The sequence below is a fragment of the Paenibacillus sp. EKM206P genome (assembly GCF_011066155.1).
Lineage (GTDB): Bacteria > Bacillota > Bacilli > Paenibacillales > Paenibacillaceae > Paenibacillus > Paenibacillus polymyxa_D.
The window spans coordinates 1-4,949 of record NZ_JAAMNQ010000034.1 but is presented as its reverse complement, the minus strand read 5'-3'; the positions used below and the strand labels follow the sequence as shown (position 1 = coordinate 4,949).

Here is a 4,949-nt window from a genome sequence, read left to right as displayed (position 1 = left end):
TGCTGGCTGTTCAGGATGTACACCGACTGGTTCGCGATCGGCGTTCCGATAGATACCGTATGCTCCCCTTTTTCCAGCAGTGCGTTCAGGGACTCCATATCTTCAATCGTATAAGCGGTCGCATCTACCGTCGTTTCGGTCGGACCGTACACGTTCGTAATCACCGGACGATACCCGGCCCATTTGTGTAGGAACACATGTACCAGCTGCACGGATAATGCTTCGCCACCAATCAGGTAATGCTTCACTTCCGGTGCTTCCGTCACACTGACACTTTCATTCAAAATATGCAGATGCGCAGGTGTGCCGTCCGACAGATCAATCCGGTGTGTGCGGTAGTAGGCGATCAAATGCTCTCCGCTCAGACTGACGTCACGGGACACCACATGCAGGGTGTGGCCTAACAGCAAGCTGGCAAAGATTTGCTTCACCGAAGCGTCAAATACAAATGCTGACAGCCATGCGACATGAAGCGGCTGTTCGTAACGACTGTATACTCGTTTCCATAAAGCATCTACCAGATTGCTAACACTGCCCTGCTCGATCATGACCCCTTTCGGCTGACCGGTGGTGCCTGACGTATAAATCATATAGGCCAGGTTATGCGGGCCGGCGATAGGGATCAGGTTGCTCGCATCCTGTGCTCCCAGTTGAGCTTGAGCGTCCTCGTCATCCAAGACTACAGCTCGAACTGTGGATGGCAAGCTGAGCGACAGGTTGGCAACTCTACTTGTAATCACGACCTTGGCCCCACTGTTTTGGAGCATGTAGTCGATGCGCTCCTGTGGATACATCGTATCCATCGGCACATACGCGCCTCCGGCCTTCAGTACCCCCAGAATGCTCACCAGAATATCCGCAGAACGTTCCAGCAATACGCCCACCGGTTGATCTGCTTCGACCCCTTCCGCTCGTAACACACGAGCCAATTGGTTCGCACGCTCATTTAGCTCAGTGTAGGTCAGCGCGGTGGCCCCAGACACAACGGCTATCCGCTCAGGGTTGCGCTCAGCTTGCTCTTCAAAGCGTTCGCTGAGCGAATGGCCTTGCACCTGTCTGTGTTCAGCACAACGCACGCTATGTGCATTCGGAGCATTAAACACCTTCAGAATCTGCTCGGTTTCTTCCGCCGTAATCAACTCCAGCTCTCCCAGCTTCGCATCCGGATTCGCCGCCACGGCTTCGACCAAGCGAACAAAGTGACGCGTCATCCGTTCTACCGTTTCGCGCTCGTACAACGCAGTTGCATACTGCAATCCAAACTGGATGCCTGCCTCTTCCTCTCTAGCTTCCATCATCAAATCAAACTTGACTGGCGTTTGTTCCAGGCCGTATGGACGGAAGCTCAGGTTTGCCAGTTGCAGTTCGCCTTCCTCAGTCGTTTGCAGCGTAAACATCGTATCGAACAGCGGATGGCGGCTCATATCCCGCTTCACGTTCAGCTTTTCCACTAGCTCCTCAAACGGATAGTCCTGGTGCTCGTAAGCTTGCAGGGCACGCGTCTTCACATCCTCCACATAGCTTCGGAAGCTTTGCTCTGACGTCGGATAGTTCCGCAATGCCAGCGTTCCGACGAACATCCCAATCATCGGCTCCAGATCGGCATGCGGTCGTCCGGCAATTGGTGTGCCGACTACGATATCTTCTTGCCCGCTGTATTGGTGTAGGAGTGCAGTGTACGCTGCCAGCAGCACCATATACAGCGTGGAGCCTGTGTACGCCGCCAGTTCTTTCAGCCGTTCGCTGACTTCACGTTCCAATCCGAACACCACCGTATCGCCTGCCGTACTTCGCACCGCCGGACGGGCAAAGTCCGTAGGTACATCCAGCACTGGCAGCTCACCCTGCAAGGTGCCCAGCCAGTACGCTTCCTGACGTTGCATCCACTCTTGATGGGCTTCGCTTTGCTGCCATACCGCATAATCCTTGTATTGTATCCGCAATGGTAATAGCTCTTCACCGTCGTACAAGCGGACAAATTCATCGGTCAGTACACCCATGGACACGCCATCCGAAACGATGTGGTGCATATCGAGCATGAGTAAATGCTGCGGTTCCTGCTCGGTTCCTTGTACGCCCAAATCTACCAAGCCTACTCGCAGCAGCGGAGCAGCTTTCAGATCGAACGGTCGTACAAACTGCCGCACCCGTTCTTGTACTTCCTGGCTGACCATCGTGTCCGCATCCGTGGTTGTGTCCTGGTCTGTATTCGTAGTCGCACCCTCTACCTGTACCTTTGTATACTCCACCTCGAACGGCACGGTGTCCTCAATCCATTGCACCGGCTCACTGTCCACCAGCTCAAAGCGGGTACGCAAGGTCGCATGACGGGCGATTAATTGACGGAACGCGTTTTCTACCCGCTTCACATCCAGGGGTCCGCTCACTTGCAGCACTGACGGCATGTTGTAGTTCACATCATTCGGGTCGAACTGATGCAGCACATACAGTCGTTTTTGCGCCGACGATAACGGGTAGAAGTTGCGTTCTTCCGTTACTGGAATGGACGCATATGTTACTTGATCCAGATATTCCAGTACGACTGCCAATTGCTCAATCGTTGGTGCTTCAAAAATACTGCGCAATGGAAGCGGCTTGTTCAGCTCCTTGTGAATCCTCGAGGCGAGCGTCGTCGCCCGCAGTGAATGCCCACCAATCTCGAAGAAGTTTTCCTTCACGCCGACCTGCGCCAGGCCCAGCACATCCTGCCAGATTTGCGCCAACTTCACTTCCACCCACGTCCGCGGTGCGACATAGTCGGCTACGCTTTGCAGGCTGTCTTCTGGTGCTGGTAGAGCCTTGCGGTCGATTTTACCGTTCGGTGTCAGCGGCATTTGCTCCAGCTGTACCAGATAGGAAGGGATCATGTAACCCGGCAGCTTCTGGCTCAAATCGCTGCGTAGCTCACTTGCGACAACTTCCTCATCGGCGACCACATAAGCGCAGAGCTGCTTCTGCCCTTGCTCATCTTCCCGTGCGATGACCACAGCTTCTCGCACTGCCTCCAGCTTCAACAGCTGCGTTTCTACCTCGCCCAGTTCGATCCGGTAGCCCCGAATTTTCACCTGCGCATCGATCCGCCCCTTATATTCAAGCGTACCGTCCACATTTAAGCGTACCGTGTCACCTGTGCGATAGCAGCGTTCTCCGCTGCGGAACGGGCTATCAATGAACTTTTCGGATGTCAGGTCCGGACGGTTGCGGTATCCACGTGCCACCCCGTCACCGCCTACCAGCAGTTCACCCCATACCCCGACGGGTTGAAGCCGCATCGAACGGTCCACGACGTACGCTGTTGAATTATGGATCGGTCTACCAATTGGCACCGATTCCGATTGCACACCGGTGATCGCATGCACTGTGGAAAAAGTCGTATTTTCAGTCGGGCCATAGATGTTACTGATTCGAAGGGACGGATGGGCCTCCAGCACCCGGTTCATATGTGGTACGGACATCACATCACCGCCGACCAGCAGTTCCCGTATCCCCTCGAACAGCGCCAAATCCTGCTGAGACAACTGGTTAAAGAGCGGTGTGGTCAGAAACATCGTGGTAATACCGTGACTGCGCACTGCTTCCTTAAGCTTGAGCACGTCCAAAATGATATCCTGACTCACTAGCACCAGCTGTCCACCGTTTAATAGAGCGCCCCAAATTTCGAAGGTGGATGCGTCGAAAACAATAGCCCCTGTCTGAAAAATGCGCGTGTCAGCATCCAACTGCGCGTAGTTTGTATTTTTCACCAAACGTACGACATTACGATGCTCTACCATGACACCCTTCGGCTGCCCCGTCGTACCTGACGTATAAATGACATACGTTAGATCGTTCGGACCGGACAACGGCTTTAGGTTGGAACCATCCTCGTGATACACACTTTGTGCTCCATTCAGCACCAGTACCTGACCATCAAAAGCTACTTTGTCCACCAGATGGCTTTGCGTTAACAACAGCTCTACTCCCGAGTCGTCCAGCATGTAGCGGATACGCTCCTCCGGATACGTCGGATCGATGGGGACATATGCGCCCCCAGCTTTCAAAATGCCTAAGATCCCCACGATCAAGTCTACCGAACGCTCGGTCATCAGTCCCACCAAACGATCCTTCGTCACACCTTGACTACGCAAGGTGCGCGCCAGACGATTCGCACGTTCATTCAGCTCGCGATAGGTCAGCTGTTCTCCTTCAAAGAACAATGCTGGCTGTTCCGGTGTGTGTGCCGTTTGTGTCTCGAACAGGCCATGGATCGTTTGCTCGCTCGGATACTCAGCGGCTGTATTGCCCCATACGCGGAGAATTTGCTCGCGCTCCTGCTCACTTACCATATCCAGCTCCTGCACCCGAGTGTCCGGCTTCGCTACCACCTGCTCCAATAGCTGTATCAGATGGCCCTGAGTCCGCTTCACGGCTTCACGATCATATAACTTCGCATTGTATTCAAATCGGATTTTCATCGCTTCCTGCGGCATGACAACCAGATTGAAATCATAGTTGGTTTGTTCAATCATGCCGGCATTGCGAATTTCAAAGTCCGACGCTGCCCCTTCGCCAAGTTGCTCGACCTGCTCCTCCACCGGATAGTTTTCAAACACGATAATGTGGTTGATCAGGTCTTGCTTTTGCTCGGTCAAGGCTTGAATTTCATACAGCGGATACGTTTCATAATCTTGAGAAGTCAGCGCCTGTTTCTGATTCGTTCTGATCAGGTCGGCAAAGGTGTCCTCAGCCCCACTGCGGATACGTATTGGAATGGTGTTAATGAACAAGCCCACCATGTTTTCGATCCCCGAAATATCCGCTGGACGACCCGACACTACACCACCAAAAACAGCGTCATCACTACCGTTGTACTTTTGGAGCAGCAAGCCCCAAGCTGTTTGCAGCAATGTATTCGGGGTCACGTGGTGCTGCTTGGCCACCATTTCCATACGTCCAGTCAAATCCTTGCC

At 53.5% G+C, this 4,949-nt stretch carries 1 protein-coding gene; it reads right to left on the bottom strand.

Annotation, left to right across the window (positions count from 1 at the left end; translation table 11 throughout):
- On the bottom strand, nucleotides 1-4,949 hold a 4,949-nt coding region (locus tag G9G53_RS25480; protein WP_165150862.1), incomplete at both ends, for a non-ribosomal peptide synthetase.